20 protein-coding genes and 2 pseudogenes are annotated in these 22,058 nt (G+C 71.8%); 10 read left to right on the top strand and 12 right to left on the bottom strand.

Annotation, left to right across the window (positions count from 1 at the left end; genetic code table 11):
* Window positions 1-8: 8 nt before the first annotated feature.
* Window positions 9-1,970, top strand: coding sequence for an acyl-CoA dehydrogenase family protein (locus ACQP09_RS02510; RefSeq protein WP_433395614.1), 1,962 nt, complete (start codon window positions 9-11; stop codon window positions 1,968-1,970).
* Window positions 1,971-2,018: 48 nt separating this feature from the next.
* Here ACQP09_RS02510 and ACQP09_RS02505 read toward each other — a convergent pair whose 3' ends face one another.
* The 3 genes from ACQP09_RS02505 to ACQP09_RS02495 all read right to left on the bottom strand — a co-directional run bounded on the left by ACQP09_RS02505 (window position 2,019) and on the right by ACQP09_RS02495 (window position 4,190).
* Window positions 2,019-2,162: an MFS transporter small subunit gene (locus ACQP09_RS02505; protein WP_326707124.1), complete on the bottom strand. Its 144-nt coding sequence runs from the start codon at window positions 2,160-2,162 to the stop codon at window positions 2,019-2,021.
* A complete protein-coding gene (locus ACQP09_RS02500) occupies window positions 2,131-3,477 on the bottom strand; it encodes an OFA family MFS transporter (RefSeq protein ID WP_433395612.1) in 1,347 nt (448 codons plus the stop codon). The genes ACQP09_RS02505 and ACQP09_RS02500 overlap by 32 nt, the downstream gene beginning before the upstream one ends.
* Window positions 3,478-3,578: 101 nt before the next feature.
* Entirely contained in the window at window positions 3,579-4,190 is a 612-nt protein-coding gene (locus ACQP09_RS02495) for a TetR/AcrR family transcriptional regulator (protein WP_433395610.1), read from the bottom strand.
* A 92-nt stretch (window positions 4,191-4,282) separates the two neighbouring features.
* Between ACQP09_RS02495 and ACQP09_RS02490 the strand changes: the two genes are divergently transcribed.
* From ACQP09_RS02490 to ACQP09_RS02475, 4 genes and pseudogenes are all read left to right on the top strand, one after another.
* Window positions 4,283-5,239 carry an oxygenase MpaB family protein gene (locus ACQP09_RS02490; protein WP_433406472.1) on the top strand — a complete coding sequence of 319 codons (957 nt, stop codon included), beginning with the start codon at window positions 4,283-4,285 and terminating at the stop codon, window positions 5,237-5,239.
* 208 nt (window positions 5,240-5,447) lie between these two features.
* A pseudogene (locus tag ACQP09_RS02485) lies at window positions 5,448-5,579 on the top strand (iron-enterobactin ABC transporter permease); the annotation flags it as partial.
* A 687-nt stretch (window positions 5,580-6,266) separates the two neighbouring features.
* A complete protein-coding gene (locus ACQP09_RS02480; protein ID WP_433395608.1) occupies window positions 6,267-8,756 on the top strand; it encodes an ATP-dependent Clp protease ATP-binding subunit in 2,490 nt (829 codons plus the stop codon).
* A 3-nt stretch (window positions 8,757-8,759) separates the two neighbouring features.
* On the top strand, window positions 8,760-8,927 hold the full coding sequence (locus ACQP09_RS02475) for a hypothetical protein (protein WP_433395606.1): 168 nt from the start codon (window positions 8,760-8,762) through the stop codon (window positions 8,925-8,927).
* Window positions 8,928-8,951: 24 nt separating this feature from the next.
* Here the strand turns inward: ACQP09_RS02475 and ACQP09_RS02470 are convergent, their stop codons facing one another.
* Both ACQP09_RS02470 and ACQP09_RS02465 read right to left on the bottom strand, forming a co-directional pair.
* Complete coding sequence (locus ACQP09_RS02470; protein WP_433395604.1) at window positions 8,952-10,067, bottom strand: FAD-dependent oxidoreductase; 1,116 nt, start codon at window positions 10,065-10,067, stop codon at window positions 8,952-8,954.
* A 167-nt stretch (window positions 10,068-10,234) separates the two neighbouring features.
* Window positions 10,235-10,792 carry a hypothetical protein gene (locus ACQP09_RS02465; protein ID WP_433395602.1) on the bottom strand — a complete coding sequence of 186 codons (558 nt, stop codon included), beginning with the start codon at window positions 10,790-10,792 and terminating at the stop codon, window positions 10,235-10,237.
* Between the two features lie 135 nt (window positions 10,793-10,927).
* Between ACQP09_RS02465 and ACQP09_RS02460 the strand changes: the two genes are divergently transcribed.
* Complete coding sequence (locus ACQP09_RS02460) at window positions 10,928-11,584, top strand: DUF6518 family protein (protein WP_433395600.1); 657 nt, start codon at window positions 10,928-10,930, stop codon at window positions 11,582-11,584.
* A gap of 60 nt (window positions 11,585-11,644) precedes the next feature.
* Here ACQP09_RS02460 and ACQP09_RS02455 read toward each other — a convergent pair whose 3' ends face one another.
* From ACQP09_RS02455 to ACQP09_RS02440, 4 genes are all read right to left on the bottom strand, one after another.
* A complete protein-coding gene (locus tag ACQP09_RS02455) occupies window positions 11,645-11,911 on the bottom strand; it encodes a DUF4235 domain-containing protein (protein ID WP_401113275.1) in 267 nt (88 codons plus the stop codon).
* The gene (locus ACQP09_RS02450) at window positions 11,908-12,474 is read right to left on the bottom strand and encodes a DUF3618 domain-containing protein (protein WP_433395598.1); all 567 of its coding nucleotides are present in this window, start codon (window positions 12,472-12,474) and stop codon (window positions 11,908-11,910) included. The genes ACQP09_RS02455 and ACQP09_RS02450 overlap by 4 nt, the downstream gene beginning before the upstream one ends.
* Window positions 12,471-12,884 carry a phage holin family protein gene (locus ACQP09_RS02445; protein ID WP_433395596.1) on the bottom strand — a complete coding sequence of 138 codons (414 nt, stop codon included), beginning with the start codon at window positions 12,882-12,884 and terminating at the stop codon, window positions 12,471-12,473. The genes ACQP09_RS02450 and ACQP09_RS02445 overlap by 4 nt, the downstream gene beginning before the upstream one ends.
* A 163-nt stretch (window positions 12,885-13,047) precedes the next feature.
* Window positions 13,048-14,097 (bottom strand): YihY/virulence factor BrkB family protein, encoded by a 1,050-nt coding sequence (locus ACQP09_RS02440; RefSeq protein WP_433395594.1) that lies wholly within the window; start codon window positions 14,095-14,097, stop codon window positions 13,048-13,050.
* A gap of 188 nt (window positions 14,098-14,285) precedes the next feature.
* On the opposite strand from ACQP09_RS02440, the gene ACQP09_RS02435 reads away from it, so the two are divergent.
* Entirely contained in the window at window positions 14,286-15,146 is an 861-nt protein-coding gene (locus tag ACQP09_RS02435) for a SigB/SigF/SigG family RNA polymerase sigma factor (RefSeq protein ID WP_433395592.1), read from the top strand.
* Between the two features lie 127 nt (window positions 15,147-15,273).
* Here the strand turns inward: ACQP09_RS02435 and ACQP09_RS02430 are convergent, their stop codons facing one another.
* A complete protein-coding gene (locus tag ACQP09_RS02430; RefSeq protein WP_432149895.1) occupies window positions 15,274-15,756 on the bottom strand; it encodes an ATP-binding protein in 483 nt (160 codons plus the stop codon).
* A gap of 420 nt (window positions 15,757-16,176) precedes the next feature.
* Here ACQP09_RS02430 and ACQP09_RS02425 point away from each other — a divergent pair, with 420 nt between their 5' ends.
* From ACQP09_RS02425 to ACQP09_RS02415, 3 genes and pseudogenes are all read left to right on the top strand, one after another.
* Window positions 16,177-17,046, top strand: a complete 870-nt coding sequence (locus ACQP09_RS02425) for a universal stress protein (protein ID WP_433395590.1) — start codon at window positions 16,177-16,179, stop codon at window positions 17,044-17,046.
* A 195-nt stretch (window positions 17,047-17,241) separates the two neighbouring features.
* Window positions 17,242-18,926 (top strand): annotated as a pseudogene (locus ACQP09_RS02420) (GAF domain-containing protein).
* Between the two features lie 104 nt (window positions 18,927-19,030).
* Complete coding sequence (locus ACQP09_RS02415; protein ID WP_433395588.1) at window positions 19,031-19,747, top strand: response regulator; 717 nt, start codon at window positions 19,031-19,033, stop codon at window positions 19,745-19,747.
* Between the two features lie 155 nt (window positions 19,748-19,902).
* Here the strand turns inward: ACQP09_RS02415 and ACQP09_RS02410 are convergent, their stop codons facing one another.
* Window positions 19,903-21,525 carry a phytoene desaturase family protein gene (locus ACQP09_RS02410; RefSeq protein WP_433395586.1) on the bottom strand — a complete coding sequence of 541 codons (1,623 nt, stop codon included), beginning with the start codon at window positions 21,523-21,525 and terminating at the stop codon, window positions 19,903-19,905.
* A gap of 43 nt (window positions 21,526-21,568) precedes the next feature.
* A complete protein-coding gene (locus tag ACQP09_RS02405; protein ID WP_433395584.1) occupies window positions 21,569-22,048 on the bottom strand; it encodes an SRPBCC family protein in 480 nt (159 codons plus the stop codon).
* Between the last annotated feature and the right edge of the window lie 10 nt (window positions 22,049-22,058).

Raw genomic sequence — 22,058 nt, 5'->3', positions numbered from 1 at the left:
GAAAGGCTATGAGCACTGACAGAACACCCACCGCTGCCGTCGGATACGTACAGCCGGAGATCGACGTCCGGGCCCTCACCGAGGTCCTGGACGGCGAGTACGCCGGGATCCGGGACCTGGTCCGCACCAACCTGGTGACGTACGCCTCCGTCCTGGAGGAGGCCGACGAGCTCTCCATCGACGCGTTCCGCGAGCGGGTGCGCGAGCTCGTGGTCGAGATGGCGGCGACGGGGCAGACCGGCATGGGCTTCCCGAAGCAGTACGGCGGAGGCGGCGATGTCGGTGCCTCGATCGCCGCCTTCGAGACGCTCGCCTTCGGTGATCTGTCGGTGCTGGTGAAGGTCGGCGTCCAGTTCGGGCTCTTCGGCGGCGCGATCCTGCACCTGGGCACCGAGCGCCACCACGACGCCTATCTGCCCGACCTGATCACCGGGAAGCTGATGGGCTGCTTCGCGATGACCGAGACCGGGCACGGCTCCAACGTGCAGGCGCTCGGCACGGTCGCGCGGTACGACGCCGACGCCCAGGAATTCGTCATCACCACCGAGGGCGAGCAGGCGCGCAAGGACTACATCGGCAACGCGGCCCGCCACGGCGAGCTGGCCGTCGTCTTCGCGCAGCTGGAGGTCGGCGGGGAGTCCGAGGGCGTGCACGCCTTCGTCGTACCGATCCGGACCGGCGGCGAGGCGGCGCCCGGCGTCGACATCGAGGACGACGGCCGCAAGATGGGCCTCAACGGCGTGGACAACGGACGCATCCGGTTCGACGGCGTGCGGGTGCCGCGCGAGGCGCTGCTCAACCGCTTCGCCGACGTCACTCCGGAAGGCGTCTACGAGAGCACCATCGACAACCCCGACCGCCGCTTCTTCACCATGCTCGGCACCCTGGTCCAGGGCCGGGTCAGCGTCGGTGGCGCCGGGGTCAACACCGCCAAGGTCGCGCTCGCCGTCGCCACGAAGTACGCCCTGCGGCGCCGGCAGTTCGCTGCCGGGCCCGAGGGCGAGGAGCAGCTGCTCCTCGACTACGGCCTCCACCAGCGCCGGCTGCTCCCGCTCATCGCCCGTACGTACGCGCTGCACTTCGCCCAGGACGTCCTGCGGACGCAACTGCACAACGTCTTCTCCGGCCTGGAGGAAGACGCGCAGGCCCGCCGGCGGCTGGAGGCGCGGGCCGCCGGGACCAAGGCGCTCGGCACCTGGCACGCCACCCGGACGATCCAGGAGTGCCGCGAGGCGTGCGGCGGCGCCGGCTATCTCGCCGTCAACCGGTTCGCCGCGCTCAAGGTCGACAGCGACATCTTCACGACGTTCGAGGGCGACAACCACGTCCTGCTCCAGCTCGTCGCCAAGGGCCTGCTCACCGACTACGCCAGCGAGTTCGAGGACCTGGACCAGCTCGGCATGGTCCGGTACGTCACCGGCCTCGCCGTCGAGACGGTCATCGAGAAGACCTCGGCCCACAAGCTGCTCGAACGCGTACGGGATCTGCTGCCGGGCGGCGACGAGTGGGACCAGGAGGCCGGGCTGCTCGACTCCGAGTACCAGCTCGCCATGCTCCGCTACCGCGAGGAGCACATGCTCGCCGGAGTGGCCCGCAGGCTCAAGCGCGGCATCGACCAGAAGCGCGATCCCGGCGCCGTCTTCTCCCAGGTCCAGGACCACGTCATCGCCGTCGCCCACGCGCACATGGAGCGGCTGGTGCTGGAGGCGTTCATCGAGAAGATGCGTACGCTGCCCGAAGGCGGCAACAAGGTGGCGCTCGGGCTGCTGTGCGACCTGTTCGCCCTCTCCACGATCGAGGCGGACCGGGCCTGGTTCATGGAGCACGGCCGGCTGACCACCCAGCGTTCCAAGGCGATCAGCCGCGAGGTCAACGAGCTCTGCCGCAAGGTCCGTCCCCTCGCCGGCGAGTTCGTCGACGCCTGGGGCATCCCGTCGGCGATGCTGCGCGCCCCGGACCTGGTGGGTTGATCCGGCCACGACGCCCGCCCCCTCAGCCAGGGGGCGGGCGTCTCGGGGTCAGCCGGTGAACAGCTGGGTGGCCTTACGGAACAGCTCGTACAGGCCGTACGCGAGCGGCGCGCCCACCCACAGCCAGGTGAGGACGATCAGCGGCCGCCGGTCCCTCACCTCAGGCGGATTCGGACTGCTGCTGCCGGACATCGGACGCTCCCTTCTGCGCCGGTACGGCGTCGAGGTGGTGGGACGGGTGGACCGGCCGGACCAGTTCGTTGGCCACGAAGCCGACCGCGAGCAGGGCCATCATGATGAGCAGCGACGTGCTGTACAGCTCCGCGCCGTGCTTCCCGGCCTCCTCCTGCCGGTCGGCGATCCAGTTCACGATCAGCGGTCCCAGGACACCGGCGGTGGACCAGGCGGTGAGCAGCCGTCCGTGGATCGCCCCGACCTGATACGTGCCGAACAGGTCCTTCAGGTAGGCCGGGATCGTGGCGAAGCCGCCGCCGTAGAAGGAGAGGATCACCAGCGCGCACAGGACGAACAGCGGCTTGGAGGAGCTGCCGACCAGCGCGATGAGCGCGTACATGAGCACGCCCGCGCCGAGGTAGACGCGGTAGATGTTCTTCCGCCCGATCAGGTCGGAGGTGGACGACCAGCCGATGCGCCCGGCCATGTTGGCTGCGGAGAGCAGGGCGACGAAACCGGCGGCGGCCGTGGCCGAGACCGGGGCCGAGGTGTCCGCGAAGAAGTCCGCGATCATCGGCGCGGCCTTTTCCAGGATGCCGATACCGGCCGTCACGTTCGTGCAGAGCACCACCCACAACAGCCAGAACTGCGGGGTACGCAGCGCCTGGCGCGCCGAGACCCGGGGCCCGTCCGCGGCCGTGGTGCGACCGGCCTGCCGCTCCTCGGCGCGCGGGCGCGGCACGCGGACCAGCAGGACGCCGAGCAGCATGAAGACGGCGTAACTCAGTCCGTGGACGAGGAAGGCCAGCGCGATGCCGGAGGTGTCGCTGCCGAAGGACTCCAGCATCTGCGCCGACCAGGGTGAGGCGATCAGCGCGCCGCCGCCGAAGCCCATGATGGCGATGCCGGTGGCCATGCCGGGCCGGTCGGGGAACCACTTGATGAGCGTCGAGACCGGCGAGATGTATCCGATGCCGAGGCCGATGCCGCCGACGAAGCCGTAGCCGAGGACGATCAGCCAGAACTGCCCGGTCGCGGCGCCCAGCGCGGAGAGCAGGAAGCCGGAGGAGAAGCAGACGAGGGCGACGGTCATGGCCCAGCGCGGCCCGCGGCGCTCGACGAGCGTGCCGCCGAAGGCCGCGGAGAGGCCGAGCATGACGATGCCGAGTTGGAAGGGGAGCGCGCTCTGCGTGCCGCTCAGGCCGAGCGCGTCCTCCAGTGGGGGTTTGAACACGGACCAGGCGTAGGCCTGGCCGATGGAGAGGTGGATCGAGAGAGCGGCGGGCGGAACCAGCCAGCGGCTCCAGCCCACAGGTGCGATGGGGGGACTCATGGGTCCCCAACCGTACGGAGCGGGAAAGCGGTTGAGAAGGTTGTTGAACGTTCTTTCACTGTGTTCGTTTTGTGTGACGGTGAGGAGCCCGTGCCGCTGCCCTAGGTCCGGGTCGATGGTGCCGATGTCGCCGCGAGCACCAGCTCCACGCAGTGCGCCTCCAGTCGCTCACGTGGTACGTCGAGCGTGCCGTGCAGCCACCCCGCGAAGAGGCTCGCCAGGCCGCCGACCAGTGCGTGCGCGGCCATCCGGCGGTCGATGCCGTCTCCCGTACCGGCGAGCTGGCCGCCGACGAGGTCGGTGAAGACCGGCATCAGCCGGTGGCTGTGCGCGCCGAGAGCCGGGTCGGCGAAAGGCTCCAGGAGCAGGAGGCGGCCCTTGTGCGGGGCGTCCAGGACCAGGGCGACGAAGGCGGCGACGGCGGCCCGGGCCCGGACCTCCGGCTGTGGGTCGCTGAGCGCCACGGCTTCCTCCAGAGCCCTCCTGGCCTCGTCGGCGACCCGCTCGAAGGCGGCGAGGAGCAGCTCGTCGCGGCCGGCGAAGCTCTCGTAGAAGTAGCGGTCCGTGAGGCGCGCCTGCCGGCAGACGGACCGGACCGTGACGGCCGCGCATCCTTCCTCGCCGGCCAGCCGCTCGGCGGTGTCCAGCAGGTTCGTCCGGCGGGCCGCGCGACGATCGGCGAGCTTGGTCCCGCCCCAGCTCCGCTCGGCCAACTCGCCTTCCTCTCCGCTCCGTTGCCTTCCGGCCCATTGACGACAGCCGTCCTCACATTTTACCTTTCGATGTGATGACAGGTGTCCTCAGAATGGAGGCGCACGTGGAACCATCAGCTCATGACCCGGCCGGGCCGGGAACCGTCGAACCCCTCGGCCCCGACTCGCTCACCTGGCGCTGGTTCGGCGACTGGAGAGGCCTACTCCTCGCTCCGTGGGCCGGTTCGATGCAGAACATGCACCCCGGACTCGGCGCGGGCGTCGCCGAACACTCGCGCTTCTTCGAGGAGCGGTGGGAGCGCCTCTTCCGCTCGCTGTACCCGATCGGCGGAGTCGTGTACGACGGCCCGCTCGCCGCCCGTACGGCCCGTGAAGTGCGCGGCTACCACGCGTCGATCAGCGGGGTCGACGAGCGCGGCCGCCCGTACCACGCGCTCGACCCGGCGACGTTCTACTGGGCGCACGCCACGTTCTTCATGCTCACCGTGCAGGTGGCCGAGCGCTTCGGCGGCGGCCTCACCGAAGCGCAGCGGCACACGCTCTACGAGGAGCACGTCCGCTGGTACGCGCTGTACGGCCTGTCCATGCGGCCCGTCCCCGGCAGCTGGGAGGAGTTCCAGCGGTACTGGGACCACATGTGCGCGGACGTCCTGGAGGACAACCGGCCGACCCGGGACGTCCTGAACATGCGCCGCATCGCTCGGCCGCCTCTCCTGCGGTGGCTGCCGTCGCCGCTGTGGGCCGTCGCCCGGATCCCGCTCGTGCGGCTGACGCTGTGGATGACGATCGGTCTGTATCCGCAGGCCGTACGGGAGCGCCTCGGGCTGCGCTGGACGCCCCGCGACGAACGGCTGCTGGCCGGGCTCGGACGGCTGGTGCACCACGCCTGGCGGTGCGTTCCCGAGCGGTACCGCTTCCACCCGCGCGCCCGGGCGGGCTGGGACCGCGAGCGAGGGCGGCCGGTGCCGGGCCCGGTGGAGACGCCCGCCCGCAACCTGCCGCCGGAGGAGCGGCGGGGACTTCCGCAGCATTACGTACCGGGGAGCTGACCGGCCGGGGGCGTTCGGCCTGGCGGCGTCCGCCTCGGGCGTCCGGTCCTGAGGTGTCCGGTCCTGAGGTGTCCGGTCCTGAGGTGTCCGGCCCTGGGGCGTTCCGCCGAGGGGCGTCCGCGCTTGGGACGTCCGCCCGAGGACGGCCCCTTGCACCTCACGCCCGGCACGGCACCGTCGCCTCCGCGCCCCGGCCGAGCGCGATGGTCTGCTCGGCGCCGACATCGCCGCGCGGCAGACGATTCCGGGCGTCCTGCTGCCGACCGGCGTGGTCACGGTGTGCGTCAGTGGGGCGTATCTGCTGGTCCTGCCGGTGGGGGAGTCGCGGCGGGGGGTCTAGGACTGCTCTGGAGGGCTGCTCCCGGGGAAAGGAGGGATGAACGTTTCTTCCGGGGTGGTCAGTCGGCCGGAGTGCCCAGGTGCGAGGCGAGGAGTGGGCGTGGCTCTGCGGACCGTTCGGACCTCCGCCCTGCGTTTCGCGGGACGTGGTCCAGATCGCCTCGATGCCGAGCGGACGGTACCCGTCCTCCGGCGTCCACGCGGTTGAGCTGGAACGTTCCTGCGCGTGCGCGTGCGTCGGAGGTGTCGGCAGTGCCTTGCGCTCGATGCCCCCCAGCCGTCGTTCGAAGTCGGCCTGGAGCCGGTTCATGGTGTCGAGGAAGTCCTCGAGCGGAATGCTTCCTTCGTACATCTGTACCTCTCTTCTGCACCGCTCTCCTTGCCGCACGCCGCAGCCGGAAGGGGGCGCGCGGTGAGGGGGCGGACGGTTCACCGGTGGAGCCGTGCCGTGAGGGTCGTCGCGGATACGGCCCTGGAAGTCGTCAAATTCGAAACGAAATATGCTTTCCGTCGTCGCACTCCGCACAACGATCTCTCCCGCCGGGGGGAATGCGGCATTCGGGTGAACCGGCGTACCCCGGCCGCCGTCCACGAGGGCGGGCCCGGCCCCGCCCGGCCGTACCGTTTGCGGACCCATGGGCATCGGGTTTGAGTGGATGGGACCCCCATTCGCTCATCTGGAGCTGGCATGTCGATGGCATTCGGTTCTCCCTCCGGTTCGCCGGACCCCTTCAGCGAACTGCTGAATCGCTTCTTCGGTATGTCGCCGGCCTCGTCGCCCCCGGCCGTGCAGCGCGTGCCCATCGGCCGGCTCCTCTCGGAGCCCTCGCGCGAACTCCTGGACGCCGCCGCCCGCAGAGCGGTCCAGGACGGTACGTCCGACCTCGATACGGAGCACCTCCTGTGGGCCGCCACCCAGGTCGAGCCCACCCGGCGGCTGCTGGCCCAGGCCGGGGTCGATCCCGAACGGCTCGGCGACCGGATCGCCGAGGTGCTGCCCCGCGAGTCGCAGGAGCCGTCCTCCGAACCCGGCCTGACCCCGGCCGCCAAGCGGACCCTCGCCCTCGCCCACGCCAGGTCGCAGGCGGCGGAGGTCTCGTACATCGGCCCCGAACACATCCTCGGCGCGCTCCTCGCCGACGCCGACTCCGGCGCCTCCCGGTTCCTGCGCTCCGAGGATCTGGACGTCGGAGAGCTGCGCGGAGCGACGGGCCGGGCGTCCGGCGCGAACGGGGCTCCGGCCGGTGGCAAGCAGCCGTCCGAGACCCTCGACGAGTTCGGCAGGGACCTGACCGAGGAGGCGAAGGCCGGCAGGCTCGACCCCGTGGTCGGCCGGGCCGAGGAGATCGAGCAGACCATCGAGATCCTGTCGCGGCGCTCCAAGAACAACCCCGTGCTCATCGGCGAACCGGGCGTCGGCAAGACCGCCATCGTGGAGGGGCTGGCCCAGAGCATCGTCGCGGGCGAGGTGCCCGACACCCTCAAGGACAAGCGGGTCGTCTCGCTGGACCTGTCCGGCATGGTGGCCGGAGCCCAGTACCGCGGCCAGTTCGAGGAGCGGCTGAAGAAGGTCATCGAGGACGTGCAGGAGGCCGAAGGGGAGATCATCCTCTTCATCGACGAACTCCACACCGTCGTCGGTGCCGGCGCGACCGGCGAGGGTTCGATGGACGCGGGCAACATGCTCAAGCCCGCCCTCGCCCGCGGCGAGCTCCACGTGGTCGGCGCGACGACGATCGACGAGTACCGCAAGCACATCGAGAAGGACGCCGCCCTGGAGCGCCGCTTCCAGCCCGTCCTGATCCCGGAGCCCACCGTCGAGGAGACCGTACAGATCCTCGAAGGACTGCGGGACGCGTACGAGGCCCACCACCAGGTCCGCTTCGCCGACGGGGCCCTGACGGCGGCCGCCGAACTGTCCGACCGCTACATCTCCGACCGGTTCCTGCCCGACAAGGCCATCGACCTGATGGACCAGGCCGGTGCCCGTGTACGGCTGCGCAGCGCCAACCGCTCCACCGAGGTCGTCAGCCGGGAGGACCGCCTCGCCAAGCTGCGCCGGGAGAAGGACCAGGCGGTGGCGGCGGAGGAGTTCGAGCGGGCCAAGGAGCTCAAGGAGCAGATCGCCGAGGTGGAGGGCGAGCTCGCGGGCATCGAGGAGCGCCGGGAGGGCGTCGTCTCCGTGACGGCCTCCGACATCGCCGACATCGTCTCCCGCCGTACCGGCATCCCCGTCTCCCAGCTCACCGCCGGCGAGAAGGAGAAACTCCTCAAGCTGGAGGAGGAGATGCACGCCCGGATCGTCGGCCAGGACGAGGCCGTCGCCGCGGTCTCCGAAGCCGTACGCCGCAACCGCGCGGGCATGGGCGACCCCAACCGGCCCGTCGGCTCGTTCCTCTTCCTCGGCCCCACCGGTGTCGGCAAGACCGAGCTGGCCAAGACGCTGGCCGAGCTGCTGTTCGGCGCCGACGACCGCATGATCCGGTTCGACATGAGCGAGTTCCAGGAGAAGCACACGGTCGCCCGGCTCGTCGGAGCGCCTCCCGGATACGTCGGCTACGACGAGGCGGGCCAGCTCACCGAGAAGGTGCGGCGCAATCCGTACAGCGTGGTGCTGTTCGACGAGGTCGAGAAGGCGCACCCCGATGTCTTCAACACGCTGCTCCAGATCCTCGACGACGGCCGGCTCACGGACGGTCAGGGCCGCACGGTCGACTTCCGCCACTGCGTCGTCATCATGACGTCCAACATCGGCGCCCATCGCATCCTCGCTCACCAAGGCGATGCCGCCGAGCTCAAGGACGAGCTGATGGAGGATCTGCGCGGCCGGTTCCTGCCCGAGTTCCTCAACCGCATCGACGACATCATCGTCTTCCACAGCCTGACGGAGGACGACCTGTCCGAGATCGTCGAGCACCTGCTGGACCGCAGCAAGCACCGCGTCCACGCCCAGGGCCTGACGCTGGAGGTCACCGAGGCGGCGAAGAAGCTCCTCGTGGCCCACGGCTACCAGCCGGAGTTCGGCGCCCGTCCGCTGCGCCGCACGATCCAGACGGAGCTCGACAACCGTGTCGCCTCCCTGCTCCTCGGCGGCGAGGCCGGACCGGGCCACACGATCGTCGCCGATGTGAAGGACGACTCCCTCCACTGCTCGATCCGTAACGACGACAAGGAGTGACCGATGGCTCACCACCACCACAAGTCGAACGAAGAGGTCGAGGGCGACCCCCACACCGGCCACAGCCGTGGCATGCCCCGCCGCCCGGACGAGAAGAAGCTCGACGAGCGCCTGGAGAAGGACCGCGAGGAGGTACGCCGTCCTCCGGAGGAGGACGGCCGGGCCGACTAGCCGGTCCTGAGAACGGCTACGGCTTCAGTGCGCGGGTGCCGTGCGGCCGAGGGCGAAGCGGGCGATGCCCGGCCGTCCTTCGACCAGGTCGGCGGCGAGTTCGCCGATGGCGGGGCCGAACTTGAAGCCGTGCCCGGAGAAGCCGGCCAGCACGGTGACCGGGCCCTGCCGGTCGATGACGAAGTCCTCGTCGGGCGTCGTGGTGTACAGGCAGGTGAGCGGGGTCGGCTCGGTGCCGGCGACACCGGGCAGCCACTCCTCGGCGTAGGCGCGGAGGCGTTCGACGGCCGCCGGGTCCGGCGTACGGTCGCGGCGGTCGGGGTCCACGACGGGCCCGACGCCGTGCAGCCCGATCTTGACGCCGTCCGCGCTGCCCAGCCCGTACAGGCCGCCCTCCACGTTCCAGCCGGCCCCCGGGTGGTGGATGAACGACGGCCACTCCAGGGCGTCCGGCACCGGGAAGTGCACCGGCTGCTCCTGGGTGACGCGCATCGGCGGCAGGCCGCTCACGAGGTCCGGCAGGAATCCCGGCGCCCAGCCGCCCACGGCGACCACGATTGCGTCCGCCGTCAGCGCCTCGTCGGCGTCCGTGACGACGGTGACTCCGCCTCCGCCGGTACGTCCGGTGTGCCGGATCTCCGTCACGCGCACCCCGTGCCGCACCTCGGCGCCACGCTGCCCGGCCGCCTTGAGCAGCGCACCCACGGCGTCGTCGGCGTGCACCCGCCCGGCGTCCGGGTGGTACAGCGCGCTGGTGTCGGCCCGGAGCCCCGGCCACCGGTCGGCCACCTCACCGGGGGACAGGCGCCGCGCGGACCGCCCCGCCCCGGCGAGCACACCGGCCAGCCGGTCCAACGCCTCGGGCAGGCCGTGGTCGACGGCCCCGGTGAGCGTCAGCACCGACTGCCCGCTCTCCTCCTCCAGCCGCCGCCACAGGGGCAGGGCGCGCAGGGCCATCTCGGTGTACGAGGGCTCGCCGTACGCCAGCCGGAAGATCCGGGAGGTTCCGTACGAGCTGCCGCGGTCGTGACCCGGGCCGAAACGTTCCAGCACGGTGACCTGGTGGCCGCGTACCGAGAGGCGCCAGGCGGCGGCCGCCCCCATCAGCCCGCCACCAACGACGAGCACCCGTAGAGCCATGCCCCTGTGTCCTTTCCTGTGCCGGACCCTGCCGGTCAGCGCGTCAACGCGTCACCGTCCACGTACTAGGGCCCGGACGACCCCGGTGAAGCATACGGACGGCAGGCCCTCCGCCGCGGATTCCACGGGTGAGAACAGGCCCCCTGGTGGTTCTCGAGACCCGGTCCTCAGTCCGGAGCCATCACCAGGTCGCCGATCACCCGCAGCCCGACCTGTGCGGCCAGCCACGGCGCTCGCTCGGCCTCGACCTGCTTCACATGGACGAAAACGGTGTGGTCCGGCGCGGGCTCATCCAGTTCGAGATCGTGGGCGTTCACGCACAGCGTCACGAACGCGCCCCTGGCTCCTCCGCAGCCCAAGCCCACTTCGGGGGCGGCGGGCCAGCCCATGAAGTCCCACCGCACGGTGGCCGGGCTGTCACCCCGTGCGCCGAGGAAAGGCCCCACGGCCTCCGGGGAAGGGGCCCAGCTCCTCAGCCGGACGGGCAGGTGCGTCGACGGCTCGTCGCCCTTCGCCGACGAGCCGCCCCTGCCACCTTCCGCCCACCACTCGGCGTCCGGGAACAACTTCAGCAGAGGTGTCAGGACGTGCGCCGAGGAGACGAGCACCTCGAAATCGACTTCCAGGTCCTGGAGATCGGCGATCCCGAGCAACCGCTCGACCGATCGCAGGCCCTCTGAGAGATCACCTGTTCTCAGGACGGGCTGCGCATATGAGTTGGACATGGAGGTCACTCTGCCACCGGAGCACAGGCGCTATGCGCTACATGTATACGCGAAGTGTATAGTCGCGAACTCCTGAGGACGCCCGAGAGCCCTCAGCTCCTGAGAACTCCTGAAACCATGACCATGGAGACGACGATGACCTCCATCAGCACCATCCCGGACGCCCCCGCCGCGCCGAGAAGCGACGTGCGCGCCCGGGTCGGCCGCGCCGCTGTGGCGACGGGCGGTGGTCTGCTCCTCGGTGTGCTCACCAACCTGGCCCAGGGGTGGCTGCCCGACACGTGGCAGCAGCTCGCCAACTCCGGTGCGGTCTGGTCCGCCGCCGCCTTCGTCGTCGGCGCGGTGCTGTACCGGCACGAGCGGCTCGTACAGGCCGCGTTGGGCGGCGCGGTCGCGGAGGCCGGACTGGTGGTCGGGTACTACGGGTACGCCGAGTTCGGGCGTGACGGAGCGGGAAGTCTCTTCTTCCCGCTGGTGTGGCTCGGGCTGGCCCTCGTCGCCGGGCCCCTGTTCGGTGCGGCGGGCTGGTGGTGGCGGCGTGGCCGGGACGTGCGGCGCCGCGTCGTGGGCCTGGGCGCGTTCGCCGGTCTCTGGGGGATGGAGGGGCTGATGTACGCCCTGGACCTCGGTTACCTGCCGGAGGCGTACGCCTGTCTGGCGCTGTTCGTCCTGATCCCGCTGGTGATGGCCCGGGACCACAAGGGGCGTGCGCTGTCGCTGGGGGCGGCCGCGGTCTGCGCGCTCGTCGCGTACGGCGTCGTCGAGGTGCCCCTCCAGATGGTCAGCGCCTGATCCCCGCCCCCTGTCCGGGCGGTGCCGACCCGTCCGTGCGGGGGCCGGCACCGCGGCGGGTCAGGCCGGCCAGGTGCCCGTGACGCGCCGGGTCGCCTGGGCGCCGGAGCGTTCGACCGTGGCCTTGACCACGGCGAATATCGCGCCCTGTACGGCGGCGGCGAGGAGGATCTGCCGCCATGGACGGTCCTCGTCCAGCGCGTCGGGGGCGTCGCCCTCGCCTTCGATCAGCTTCCACGCCTGCTTGAACGCGGCGCCCGCGATCATGCCGCTGACCGCGCCCAGGGCGAGGCCGACCGGCTTGTAGGCGATCTTGGACGCCTTCATCGGTTACGTCCCCGGCTGCGGCGGATCAGCAGGAAGACGGCCAGCAGCGCACCGCCCGCGATGAGCGGGGTGCGGTTGGCGCGGGCGGCCGTCGCGGCCCGGTCCGCCTGCTCCAGCAGCGGGTCGGGCGTCTTCTCCGCCGCGTACCGCTTGGCCTGGGCCGCGCTCTCGCGGACCTGTGCGGCGGCCTGCGCGGTCTTCTCCAGCACCGCGTCCGGCGTCTTGTCCTTCACCGTCTGCGCGGCCTGCTCCGTCTTCTCACGGAGCTGAGCGGAGGCCGCCGCGGTCTTCTCCGCGGCCTGTTCCTTGACCGCCGCGGTCTTCTCGGCGGCCTGCTCCCGGACCACCGCGGTCTTCTCCGCGGCCTGTTCCTTCACCGCTGCCGTCTTCTCGGCGGCCTGTTCCTTCACCGCCGCGGTCTTCGCCTTCGCCTGTGCCTTGATGTCGGCCTTGGCCGCCAGCGCCTCCACGGTCTGCCCGAGTTCGTCGCGCGTGCGCTCGACCTGCTCGCGCAGCTCCTCGGGGGTCGGGGTGCCCATCTGGTTCTGCGATTCGTCGTTCATCGGTGAGCCTTCTCCTTGACCTCGGCCAGATCGGCCTTGACGCTGTCGATGGTCTGTTCAGGGGCGGGGGTGCCGGCCCGGGCGATCTGCTTCTTCCCGGCCAGCGCGGCCAGGCCCGCCATCGCCGCCAGCACCGCCGTGACGATGAGAGCCGCCGCCCACACGGGCAGGACCAGCGCGAGTGCGGCGATGCATGTCACCACCAGGGCCTGGGCCGCCAGGACGCCCACGAGACCCGCGGCGCCGAAGAGGCCGCCGCCCTTCCCGTAGCGCTTGCCCTTCTGGGTCATCTCCGAACGTGCCAGCTGCATTTCCTCGCGGACCAGCTCCGAGATCTGCTGCGAGGCACGCGCGACCAGCGCACCCACCTGCTCGCCGGACCCGTCGGCGTGCCGCTCTGCTGTGCTCATGATGAGGTCACCTTGCTCTCCTCGCTCTCCTCGAACGGTCGGGAATCGTCACGGGACGTGGACCGCCACGGCGGAACACCAGCGTCCGGATGTGTACGCCGTCACCGTCCGGCTACCCAGCAACCGCGGCCGCACCCGTCCCCGCCGAAGAAGCCGGCACCGCTCACGGCTGCTCCATGCGGCGGCGGACATCGTCGCTCCAGGCGCGGGTGTCGCGAGGTTCCACGTACGGCTCCTCGTCCTCGGGGTGTCCGCCGACGATCGCGCGCTGGCGGACCATCTCCGCGTCGAACTCCAGCCCCAGCAGGATCGCCAGGTTGGTGATCCACAGCCACACCAGGAAGACGACCACACCGGCGAGGGCACCGTAGGTCTTGTTGTACGAGGCGAAGTTCGCGACGTAGAACGCGAAGCCGGCCGACGCGGCCAGCCAGATCACCAGGGCCAGGAAGCTGCCCGGCGTCACCCACCTGAACCCGCGGCCCTTGGCGTTCGGCGCGGCCCAGTAGAGCAACGCGATCATGACGACGACGAGCAGGACCAGGACCGGCCACTTCGCGATCGACCAGATGGTCAGCGGAGTGTCCCCGATACCCAGCGCGGCGCCGGCCTGCCGGGCGATGCCGCCGGAGAAGACCACGATCAGCGCGCTGGCACACGCGAGGACCATCAGCGTCACGGTCAGGGCCAGGCGCAGCGGCAGGATCTTCCACACCGGCCGGCCCTCCGGCATGTCGTAGACGGCGTTCGAGGTGCGGATGAACCCGGCGACGTAACCGGAGGCCGACCAGACGGCGACGGCCAGACCCACGATCGCCATGAACGAGCCGACACCGGCGTTGCCCTGGAGCTGCTCCACGGCATCGCTGATGATGTCCCGGGCGGAACCGGGTGCCAGCTTCTGCAGGTTCTCCAGGACCTCCTTGGTGGCGGACTCGCCCGCGATGCCCAGCAGCGAGACCAGCACCAGGAGGGCCGGGAACAGCGCCAGCACTCCGTAGTACGTCAGAGCGGCGGCGCGATCGGCGAGTTCGTCGTCCTGGAACTCCTTCAAGGTGCCGCGCAGCACCGCCGTCCAGGAGCGCCGGGGCAGCTCGGTCGGCTGGTCCGGGGCCCGCTCCGCCACCTCCGCATCAGGTCCCGCTCCACCCTCGCGGCGGACGTCTTCGCGCCCGTCTTCCTTGCCGGGGCCCGGCTTCGCTGTGTCTGTCATACCCAGCGGGTTTCCCGGCCGGTGGTACTCATGTCCACGAAGTTGAGGTCCCGGCCGACCGTGACGGGCCGGTCCCGGCGGATCCCTGAACGACGTTGTTCCCGCAGGCGTGTTCCGCGGGAACCCGGGTACCTGCAGCCACATGCAGGCGGGATTCCGCGGCAGCGTCTGGGACAGGAAAGGTCGTAATGTCGATATCCATGGAGGCCGCGACCGGGATCGCCGCACCGGCGGCACTCCCGCAGATCGACGATCCGCAGAAGATCGCGCCGAAGGACGCCCGGGCGCTGGGCGCGCTCTTCTTCGAACAGTTGCAGGTGCTCGAAGAGGGCACCCATGAGTACCAGTACGCGCGCAACACCCTCATCGAGATGAACCTGTCGCTGGTGCAGTTCGCCGCGAAGCGGTACCGCAACCGCGGTGACGGCCAGATGGAAGACATCATCCAGGTCGGCACCATCGGCCTGATCAAGGCGATCGACCGCTTCGAGCTGTCGCGCGAGGTCGAGTTCACCTCCTTCGCGATCCCGTACATCGTCGGCGAGATCAAGCGTTTCTTCCGCGACTCCACCTGGTCCGTCCACGTCCCCCGGCGCCTCCAGGAACTGCGCGTCGCCCTGGCCAAGGCCAAGGAGGAGCTCACCTCCACCCTGGGCCGCGACCCCGGCGTCGCCGAACTCTCCGAGCACCTGGCGATCAGCGAGGAGGAGGTCATCGACGGCCTCATCGCCGCCAACGGCTACACGGCGGGCTCCCTCGACCTGCCGATCGGCGGGACCGACCAGGGCGGCTCCGACAGCACCACCAGCTACGCCGACATCACCGGCGACTACGACCCGGGCATGGAGCTGATCGAGAACCTCCACGCCCTGGCCCCGCTGCTGGAGACCCTGGAGGAGCGCGACCGGGAGATCGTCCGGATGCGCTTCGGCCAGGAGATGACCCAGGCGCAGATCGGCGAACATCTGGGCATCTCCCAGATGCATGTCTCCCGGCTCCTCTCCCGCCTCCTCACCACGCTGAGGAAAGGCATGCTCACCCAGAACTGAGACCGGGCCACGGAACCGGGTCACCGGAACCGAGGCCGTCGGTACAGGTCCATGAAAAGAACCCCCACAACGGTCCGTTGTGGGGGTTCTGCCATGCCAGGACGGAGGAGCGAGCCGAGCGGGCGCCCTACCAGGCCGCCGACCCGCCCTGGGGGCCGTCGAGCAGCGAGATCCGTACGCGGACGCGCTTGCCCACCGGTTCGCGGCGCACTTCGAAGCTCTCGCAGACCGCCAGAACGATCTCCAGCCCGTGCTGCCCCATGCGCGTCGGATCGGCCTGCCGGCTGGTGGGCAGCACCGAACCGGTGTCCCACATCGTGATGCCCAGTAGGCCGTCGCCCGCTTCGAGGTCGAGCAGGCACGGGCCCGGGGCGTACTTGCAGACGTTGGTGGCCAGCTCGCTCACCACCAGCTGCGCGAGATCCATCGCCCGTGCGGAGACGGGCAGACCGTGCAGCGACTGCGCGTCCGCCAGGAACTCCCGGACGAAGCCCCGGGCCCGGGCGATCTCTCCCGAACCCATGTCGTACGCGGCGCTGCCCAGCACCGTGCCCGTGCCCGGTGCCTGCGGGTTCTGTTCGGTCGCTCGGTCCGCCATCAGCAGTTCCATGTCGTGTCCCCCGTCGGATCGGCCGCACCACGCAGCCCTCAAACGCAACCCGCCTACCCGCTGCCACACGTTTCAGTCCTCGGCTCGCATCCGGTGGGATCCCCGCAGGTCGGACGTGGTGCAGCCGGTCCCGTACCGCTTTTGGACCGGTGTCAGGCGCTCCCGTGCCTCGTCGTCCTGTCGGGCTCCGGGCTCGGCCGCCCGCTCGGCCTGGCCGCCTGGCCCTCCGCACGGTCGCGGAGGTGACCGTGCACCACGTCGGCCCCGCACCGCCGGACGCGACCTGAGGGCTCCCCGGCGCCGAACGTCCCCGCCGAGGAGGGCCGATCGGCCCTCCCGTGGGTGCGTGCCGGGCGGAATGCTGGCTCCCAGCGGCCGGTCGAGGGGGCCGGTCGCTCAGGGACGTACGGAGGCAGACGCGTGAAGAAGGCCGTGGTCGTAGGGGTGGACGGTTCGCCGGAGAGTCTGGCGGCGGCCGACTGGGCGGCGGGTGAGGCGGCTCTGCGCGGTCTGCCGCTGCGCATCGTGCACGCCTGGCTCTGGCAGCCGCTGGACATCCCGCTCGTCCAGAACCGCGAGACGGAGGCGCAGGCCGCCCGGGCCGTACTGCGCGAGGCCGAGGAGCAGGTGGCCGACCGGTATCCCGAACTGCCCGTCTCCAGCCGGGTGCTGCCCGAGACCGCGGTCGTGGCGCTGCTCGCCGAGGCCGAGCGCTCCGCCCTGCTCTGCCTCGGCACCCGGGGCCACGGGGCGCTCCTCGGCTTCCTCCTGGGCTCCTACGGCCAGCAGGTGATCGCCGGAGCGAACGGTCCTGTCGTCTCCGTCCGCGCCTACGACGGTGAGTACCCGGTCCGCGAGAACGGCGAGGTCGTCGTCGGCCAGCAGGGCAGCCCGGAGGAGAGCGCGGACGTGCTGGGCTTCGCCTTCGCGGCCGCTTCCGTACGGGGAGTTCCGCTGCGCGCGGTCCGCGCCTGGAGCCTGCCGCCCGTCTACACCTGGAGCGCCTCCCTGGCCCTCGCCGACGCCTCGGGCGGCCTGGAGCCCTTCGAGCGCAAGGCCCTCCAGGAGGCCCTGGCCCCGTGGCGCGAGAAGTACCCCGAGGTGCAGGTCACGGAGCACGTGGAGATGGGCAGCGCCGGCCAGGTGCTGGTGGAGGAGTCCACCGAGGCGCAGCTGATGGTGGTCGGCAGGCGCGCCCGCCGGGCCCCGGTCGGCACCCGGATCGGCTCGGCCGCCCACGCGGTCCTGCACCACGCCCGCTGCCCGGTCGCCGTCGTCCCGCACGCCTGACGTCCGTACGTCCGCGCCCGATTCCGTACGCCTGACGTACGTGTCCCGGCGTCCCGCACGCGAACGACCGGAGCCCGCCCCGCCTCCCCACGGGGCGGGCTCCGGTCGCGCGGCGGCGGCCCCATAGAGTGGCGCGGTAGGTGACGGGGCGGACGGGAAGAGGGCGCTGTGGGGGACGAGCAGCCGCTGTCGCGGATGCCGCAGATGCGGCTGGACGAGCTGCTGGAGGAGCTGCAGGCGAGGATCAACGCGGCCCGGGGGACCCGGGACCGGGTGCACAGCCTGCTGGAGGCGGTCGTCTCGGTCGGCCGCGAACTGGACCTGTCCCAGGTGCTGCGCCGTATCGTCGAGGCCGGTGCGCACCTCGTGGACGCGCAGTACGGCGCGCTCGGCGTGATCGGGCCCGACGGGCGGAGCCTGTCGCAGTTCCTCACCTCCGGCATGACGCGCGAACAGCGGGAGCGGATCGGACCGCTCCCGGCCGGACACGGCCTCCTCGGTGAGCTGATCCGGCACCCGGAGCCGCTGCGGCTGCGCGAACTGGGCGCGCACGAGGCCTCGTTCGGCTTTCCCGAGCACCATCCGCCGATGCGGACGTTCCTCGGTGTGCCGATCCGCGTACGCGACGAGGTGTTCGGGAACCTCTACCTCACCGACAAGCGCGGTGGCCTGGAGTTCGACGCCGAGGACGAGTCCGTGATCACCACGCTGGCGGTGGCCGCCGGAGTGGCGATCGACAACGCCCGCCTGTACGAGAGCGCCCAGCGCCGCCACCGCTGGCTCCGGGCCGGCGCCGAGGTCACCAACCACCTGCTGTCGGGCGAGGCCCGCCAGGACGTGCTGGAGCTGATCGCGCACCGGGCCGGAGAGATCACCGGCGCCCGCCTGGCCGAGGTGTCCGCACCGGTGTCCGGCACGGACAGCCTGGTGGTGGAGCTGTCCGTCGACCTCTCCGCGGACGCGGACGGCGACGGCCTGCGCGGTCTCGTCGTCCCGGTCGACAACACCCTGGCCGGCGCCGCGTCGGCCGCGGGCACCCAGGTGGTCTCCGCCTGCCTCGGCAAGGACCCGCGCTTCCTCGCCGACCCCCACCTGGCCACGGGCCCCGGTCCCGCGGTCGCCGTTCCGCTCGGGGCGGCCGGAGCGGCCGTCCTGCTGCTGGTCCGCGAGGTCGGCGAACCGGTCTTCACCGAGGCGGACCTGGAGCCGCTGCTCGCCTTCGCGGGCCAGGCGGCGCTCGCCCTGGAACTGGCCGTACGGAGACGGGACGCCGAACACGTCGCGCTCCTGGAGGACCGGGACCGCATCGCCCGCGACCTCCACGACCTGGCGATCCAGCGCCTGTTCGCGACCGGGATGACGCTCCAGAGCACCGCCCGGCTGATCGAGCACACCGGCGCGGCGGAGCGGGTGGCACGGGCGGTCGACGACCTGGACGAGACCATCAAGATCATCAGGTCCACCATCTTCGGCCTGCGCGCCCGCGACGAGGGCCCCGGCTCCAGCCTGCGCGCACGCGCCTCCCGCACGGTCGGCGACGCGGTCACCTCGCTCGGCTCCCGCCCCGGCTCAGCATGGAGGGCCTGCTCGACACCGACGTACCGCTCGACGTGGCCGAACACGTGGTGGCGGCGCTCGGCGAACTCCTCAGCAACGCGGCCCGCCACGCACACGCCACCCGGGTCGAGGTGAGCCTGAAGGCGACGGCCGACGAGGTGCGCCTGACGGTCTCCGACAACGGCGGAGGCATCCCGGAACAGAGCCGCCGCAGCGGCCTGGACAACCTCGCCGAGCGCGCCCGCCAGGTCGGCGGCGCCCTGGAGCTGTCCACGCCCGACGGCGGAGGCAGCCGGCTGCTCTGGCGTGCCCCGCTGACCTGAGCGGCCGATGAGGGCCGACCGGCCCTGTTCGCCGGCACCGCCCGTACGGCACGATCGTCGCAGCCCGGCGCGGCGGGCACGGACAAGAGATGACGGAGCATGTGATGACGGACCAGGCCACGGGCACCGACGGGAAGACACCGGTGACGGTCTTCCTCCTCGACGACCACGAGGTGGTGCGTCGGGGCGTGCACGACCTGCTGGACGCCGAGCCCGACCTGACCGTCGTCGGCGAGGCGGGCACCGTCGCCCAGGCGCTCGCCCGGATCCCCGCTCTGCGCCCGCAGGTCGCGGTCCTGGACATCCGCCTGCCCGACGGGGACGGCGTCGGCGTCTGCCGTGAACTGCGCTCCCGGATGCCCGAACTCGCCTGCCTGATGCTGACGTCCTTCGACGACGAGGAGGCGCTGCTCGACGCGATCGTGGCGGGCGCCTCCGGCTACGTACTGAAGCAGATCACCGGCACCGACCTCGTCCAGGCCGTACGGACGGTCGCCTCCGGCCGCTCACTGCTCGACCCCGGCGCCACCGCCCGCGTGATGGCCCGCCTCCGCGGCGACGCCGCCCAGGACGAGCGGCCCGCCGGAGTCGCGGCGCTGACCGCCCGGGAGCAGGACATCCTCGCGCTCATCGGCGAAGGCCTCACCAACCGCGAGATCGGCCTGCGGCTCCACCTCGCGGAGAAGACGGTCAAGAACAACATCTCCCGCATCCTGGCCAAGCTCGGCGTCGAACGCCGCGTCCAGGCCGCGGTCCTCGCCACGGAGGCACGAGGGCCCGGCCGGCCGCTTCCCGTGGCTGGCTTCAGACTCCGTACGTGAGCGTGCCGTACACGACGAAGGCGACGGCTCCCGCGAGCAGAAAGCCGAGGCGGACCGCGGCCGTCGTGGGTGCCGTCCTGCTTCAGCAGGTGCGCCGACTGCCGTTCCGCCCGGATGTCGTCCCGCGGAGCGGGGGCCACCGCAGCCCTCGCCTCTCACACCTCCCCGCGCCGCCCCCGGCGGCTCATCATCCGCTGGGCCGTGCTCAGTACGGTGGCGGTGGCGCGGGTCGAACGGAGGGCTGCCCGGGCCGCGTTGGCGCCCGGGGCGCCGTGGACACCGCCGCCCGGGTGGGCGGAGGCGGAGGCCAGGTACAGGCCCTTCACCGGGGTCTCGGGGCGGCCCGTGCCCGGCACCGGGCGGAACACCGCCTGCTGGTGCAGCGCGGCCGTACCGCCGTTGATCGCGCCGTGGTGCAGGTTGCGGTCCGCCGCCTGGAGCGTGGGCGGTGCCAGGATCCGCCGGGACCGTACGCGGGGGCGGAAGCCGGGAGCGTACCGTTCCACCTGCTCCTCCACCCGGTCCGCCATCCTCTCCTGCTCGCCCGCGCCCCACGCGCCGGACAGGCCCTCCCCGCCGGCGTCCGCCTTCACGTGGGCGGGCACATGGGTGTAGGCCCAGGCCGATTCGGTGCCCCGGGGCGAACGTGTCGCGTCCGCCGTGGTCATCTGCCCCAGGAGCAGGAAGGGGCGGTCCGGGATCAGGCCGCGGGCGATCTGGGAGGCCCACCGGCTGAGTTCGTCGACGCCGTCCGCCAGGTGCACGGTCCCGGCCGTGGCGGCTGCCGGGCTCTGCCACGGGACGGGTCCGTCCAGCGCCCAGTCCACCTTGAACGTGGCGAAGTCCCACTGGAACCGACGCAGGTCGCCGAGGAGCCGGTCCGGCAGATGCTCCGCGCCGACCAGCTCCCCGTACAGGCTGGGGGCGGACACATCGGCGAGCACCGCCCGGCGGGCCGGGACCGCGTCGCCGGAGGCCGTACGGACGCCTACGGCACGGGCCTGCCGTACGACGACCTCGGTCACCCGCTGCCCGCACCGCACCCTGCCCCCGCGTGACTCCAGTCGCCGCACCAGGGCCGAGGTGAGGGCACCGGCGCCCCCGACCGGGACCGGGAAGCCGTGGAACTGCCCCAGCATCGACATCAGCCAGCCGAAGCCGCCGCTGCCCGCCGCCTCGGGGGCCAGATCCGCGTGCAGGGCGTTGCCGGCCAGCAGGAGCCGTCCGCCCTCGCCGTTGAACTCCTCCTCGCCCAGCCTGCGTACGGGGAGGACGAGGCTGCGGGCCAGCCGCAGCCCTCCCGCCGCCCGCAGCCGGGCGAGCAGCCTGGTCCCGGCGAGGACGGGTGGGAAGGGGGAGAAGAGGGAGGCGGCGATGTCGTCGCCCAGCCGGTCCCAGAGGGCGCACAGATCCAGCCAGCTCTGCCCGTCACCAGGGGCGAAGCCGTCGAGGCCCTCGGCGGTGGCCGCCCGGTCGCGGTCCAGTACGGCACAACCGCCGTCCAGGAGCGGGTGGGCGAGGACCCGGGGCGCCCGGCTCCAGCGGAGACCTTCCCGGTCCAGCTCCAGGGCCGCCAGCACCGGGGAGACCGCCGCCAGCGGGTAGAACGAGCTGAACAGGTCGTTGACGTAGGCCGGATCGACCCCACGGTCGCTGCGGACCGCGCCGCCCGGCTCGTCCTGCTCCTCCAGGACCTCCACGGACCAGCCGGCGTCGGCCAGCACATTGGCGGCCACCAGGCCGTTGGGCCCGCTACCGATCACTACTGCGTCCACCATGGCACCGTCCTTCGCCCGGGAGCACGCCTGGCGGGGCCCGGGATCAGTCGGCCGGTGCGGCGACGCGCGGGCCGCCGTCCGGTTCCGCGGCCGTCACGCGTTCCACCAGCCGGGTGAGGCGCGCCAGCATGGTGCGGTGGCGGAGCTGGAGCAGGGTGTCCAGCAGCGGGTTGTGGAGCGTGCCGCCCAGGCCGCGCAGCGGGTGCTCGTCGACGATCACGAGGGTCCGCTCGCCCCACGGACGGATGTCGAAGGCGATCCGGGCCGTGCCCCAGGGGCCGCCCTCCGCCTCCAGCTCCAGCGTCCCCGGCCGGTCGACGTGCCGGACGACCGTGCGCCCCTCGAACCGCTTGGGCCCGACATGCACCTGGTACGTGATCGACGAACCGGCCTCGGGCCAGTCGCCCCGCTCAGGGCGGGAGTCCGAGGTCCCGACCACCCAGTCCCCGTACCGGGACCCGTCCTCCAGGACCGCCCAGACGGCGGCCGGCGGTCGGTCGATGAGGTGGTGACGTACAGCCATGACCCTCCTC

Source organism: Streptomyces sp. CA-146814 (assembly GCF_050942385.1).
Classification (GTDB): Bacteria; Actinomycetota; Actinomycetes; order Streptomycetales; family Streptomycetaceae; genus Streptomyces.
This window is presented reverse-complemented; position numbering and strand designations above follow the sequence as displayed.

Excerpts from the sequence above, each read along its gene's own strand:
- ACQP09_RS02510 (WP_433395614.1), top strand. The coding sequence starts at position 9 with ATGAGCACTGACAGAACACCCACCGCTGCCGTCGGATACGTACAGCCG.
- ACQP09_RS02505 (WP_326707124.1), bottom strand. The coding sequence starts at position 2,162 with ATGTCCGGCAGCAGCAGTCCGAATCCGCCTGAGGTGAGGGACCGGCGG.
- ACQP09_RS02500 (WP_433395612.1), bottom strand. The coding sequence starts at position 3,477 with ATGAGTCCCCCCATCGCACCTGTGGGCTGGAGCCGCTGGCTGGTTCCG.
- ACQP09_RS02490 (WP_433406472.1), top strand. The coding sequence starts at position 4,283 with ATGGAGGCGCACGTGGAACCATCAGCTCATGACCCGGCCGGGCCGGGA.
- ACQP09_RS02480 (WP_433395608.1), top strand. The coding sequence starts at position 6,267 with ATGTCGATGGCATTCGGTTCTCCCTCCGGTTCGCCGGACCCCTTCAGC.
- ACQP09_RS02475 (WP_433395606.1), top strand. The coding sequence starts at position 8,760 with ATGGCTCACCACCACCACAAGTCGAACGAAGAGGTCGAGGGCGACCCC.
- ACQP09_RS02470 (WP_433395604.1), bottom strand. The coding sequence starts at position 10,067 with ATGGCTCTACGGGTGCTCGTCGTTGGTGGCGGGCTGATGGGGGCGGCC.
- ACQP09_RS02465 (WP_433395602.1), bottom strand. The coding sequence starts at position 10,792 with ATGTCCAACTCATATGCGCAGCCCGTCCTGAGAACAGGTGATCTCTCA.
- ACQP09_RS02460 (WP_433395600.1), top strand. The coding sequence starts at position 10,928 with ATGACCTCCATCAGCACCATCCCGGACGCCCCCGCCGCGCCGAGAAGC.
- ACQP09_RS02455 (WP_401113275.1), bottom strand. The coding sequence starts at position 11,911 with ATGAAGGCGTCCAAGATCGCCTACAAGCCGGTCGGCCTCGCCCTGGGC.
- ACQP09_RS02450 (WP_433395598.1), bottom strand. The coding sequence starts at position 12,474 with ATGAACGACGAATCGCAGAACCAGATGGGCACCCCGACCCCCGAGGAG.
- ACQP09_RS02445 (WP_433395596.1), bottom strand. The coding sequence starts at position 12,884 with ATGAGCACAGCAGAGCGGCACGCCGACGGGTCCGGCGAGCAGGTGGGT.
- ACQP09_RS02440 (WP_433395594.1), bottom strand. The coding sequence starts at position 14,097 with ATGACAGACACAGCGAAGCCGGGCCCCGGCAAGGAAGACGGGCGCGAA.
- ACQP09_RS02435 (WP_433395592.1), top strand. The coding sequence starts at position 14,286 with ATGTCGATATCCATGGAGGCCGCGACCGGGATCGCCGCACCGGCGGCA.
- ACQP09_RS02430 (WP_432149895.1), bottom strand. The coding sequence starts at position 15,756 with ATGGAACTGCTGATGGCGGACCGAGCGACCGAACAGAACCCGCAGGCA.
- ACQP09_RS02415 (WP_433395588.1), top strand. The coding sequence starts at position 19,031 with ATGACGGACCAGGCCACGGGCACCGACGGGAAGACACCGGTGACGGTC.
- ACQP09_RS02410 (WP_433395586.1), bottom strand. The coding sequence starts at position 21,525 with ATGGTGGACGCAGTAGTGATCGGTAGCGGGCCCAACGGCCTGGTGGCC.
- ACQP09_RS02405 (WP_433395584.1), bottom strand. The coding sequence starts at position 22,048 with ATGGCTGTACGTCACCACCTCATCGACCGACCGCCGGCCGCCGTCTGG.